Source organism: Halomonas caseinilytica (genome assembly GCF_001662305.1).
GTDB lineage: Bacteria > Pseudomonadota > Gammaproteobacteria > Pseudomonadales > Halomonadaceae > Halomonas > Halomonas caseinilytica.
Genome location: NZ_BDEP01000035.1, coordinates 1 through 1,652 on the forward strand (window position 1 = coordinate 1; position 1,652 = coordinate 1,652).

3 protein-coding genes are annotated in these 1,652 nt (G+C 53.1%); 1 reads left to right on the forward strand and 2 read right to left on the reverse strand.

Going from position 1 to position 1,652, the window contains the following annotated elements; all coding sequences use genetic code 11:
- Positions 1–241, forward strand: a 241-nt coding sequence (locus A9O65_RS17415; protein WP_219810463.1) for a hypothetical protein, incomplete at its 5' end; no start/stop codon positions are given.
- Between the two features lie 95 nt (positions 242–336).
- On the opposite strand, the gene A9O65_RS16765 is transcribed toward A9O65_RS17415, so the two are convergent.
- Entirely contained in the window at positions 337–618 is a 282-nt protein-coding gene (locus A9O65_RS16765) for a hypothetical protein (RefSeq protein WP_064702770.1), read from the reverse strand.
- Positions 619–939: 321 nt separating this feature from the next.
- Positions 940–1,353, reverse strand: a complete 414-nt coding sequence (locus A9O65_RS16775; protein WP_064702772.1) for a hypothetical protein — start codon at positions 1,351–1,353, stop codon at positions 940–942.
- Positions 1,354–1,652: the final 299 nt, after the last annotated feature.

Here is a 1,652-nt window from a genome sequence, read left to right on the forward strand (position 1 = left end):
TCGAGGACGAGGAAGTGGTGGTCATCAAGGAGGTCGCCGGCAAGCTGGGTCTCAACCCGACGGACTACGGGCTGCCGGCATGATCGACGCCATCAAGCAGCGCGGCAGCAAGATTAAGCGAGGCGCCACTATCGGCTGCGCCGTGGCCATCATGCTGCTGCCATCGTTCTTCATGGACGCCGCCCTGGCCGCTGCCATCGTCGTGATGGCGCTGATCGGCGGAGAGAGCAGCGACGAGTGATGTGGACAGCCCCCTCGCCCGAATGCAGGGGGCGTCATCCACCAACGCCTTCGTCGAGGGTGCTTACGGATGGCCAACAGGAGGAATCGCCATTACTAGGAATGTGGTGCCAAGAACCAGCTGATTTTCTCGGCTTGGGTGACCAGCACAAAGCTTTCGGGGGTGATGCTGTCAGCCATCGCCAGGGCCTCATCCCGCACGGCATCGATGGGGTAGGACTTGGTTGTCACATATTCCGCATCAGGCAGCCGGTAGGTGCGGCCATCTGAGCCCTGCATCTCCCTCTTGTAGCCCCGCGCTTCCATTTTCTCATGAAGCATCTCGTAGTGTTCGGCACTAGCTGAATGCATTTCGACTCGCACAACAAAGTTCGGCATATCAACCTCTTTCGCTACGCGATGTGTGGACACCTTCAGCGTAGCGCAAAGGCGCCACCTGCAAAGTGGTGGGACAGTCGGGAGAGACCGGCATCCGCATCCTTGCCGACAACGAGGGCATCCGAGAGCAGTTATGAGTAGGCAGAAGGCGGGCTCAGAGGTCTGCTTGTGCCGAAAGCCGGTGCTCTACGGGGGCAGAGCGGACCAAGCGAGAACGATGGAAGACTTGAACTACAAACATCTAGCGATGATAAACGAAAACAGGGCCGCTTCAGGCGACCCCGCACCAATCAGTGAAGGCTTCATGCTTATCTAACTTATTTAGTCTATGTAGGGAGGGCGGCTAAATCCAGGCTTTCCATCCTTAGCTATTGGTGTGTAAGTCTTATTGGTATCATTGTCTAGGCTTTTTTCTTTATACCCACAAAGATAGTCCTTGAACTTTCCAAAAGCCTTCTTGAATTTGGATGAGGTAGAGTTTGACTCAACCTCCTCTTTATTTAGGGTAGATTCCCTTCTATCTCTACAGGTGCCGAAGAAGACCGGCCATCCTTCACTCTCAGCAGTGTTGATCGCGTCCTGGTCAAAAACCTTTTCCTTCGTTTTGTTTATGTGGCGGGTGTTGTCTCCACTGTCCATCGCAGCGATTGGAATGGGGATGTAGGTGAATTTGCACTTAAAAAAAGAAGCAATATCCATCAACTCCTGGTCTGTAAATAAAGCTAATCTTCTCATGGGTTTCTCCAAACCGAACCATCAAGTTAATTATAGGCCATACACTAGCGTCTGGATATGACCCTCACAAATAAGAGGCCGAAAAGGATTCAAATATTAGAGAGTAACACCCTAATTAACATGGGATTAACCAGGAATGGCTTATCGGTATTCGAAAACCATCTAAAAGGACGACATCCAGCTACTGTCCCGGGCTGAGAATACGGGGCCATCGGGAAGCCGGTTCTGCCCAAAGGGGCCGGGGTATCGCAGCCCCGAACAACTGGCGGGAAGCGACAGAGCCGGTTTCCCGATGCATC

Bases quoted from the DNA above. Each gene is read 5' to 3' on its own strand.
- A9O65_RS16765 (WP_064702770.1), bottom strand. From the start codon at position 618: ATGCCGAACTTTGTTGTGCGAGTCGAAATGCATTCAGCTAGTGCCGAA.
- A9O65_RS16775 (WP_064702772.1), bottom strand. From the start codon at position 1,353: ATGAGAAGATTAGCTTTATTTACAGACCAGGAGTTGATGGATATTGCT.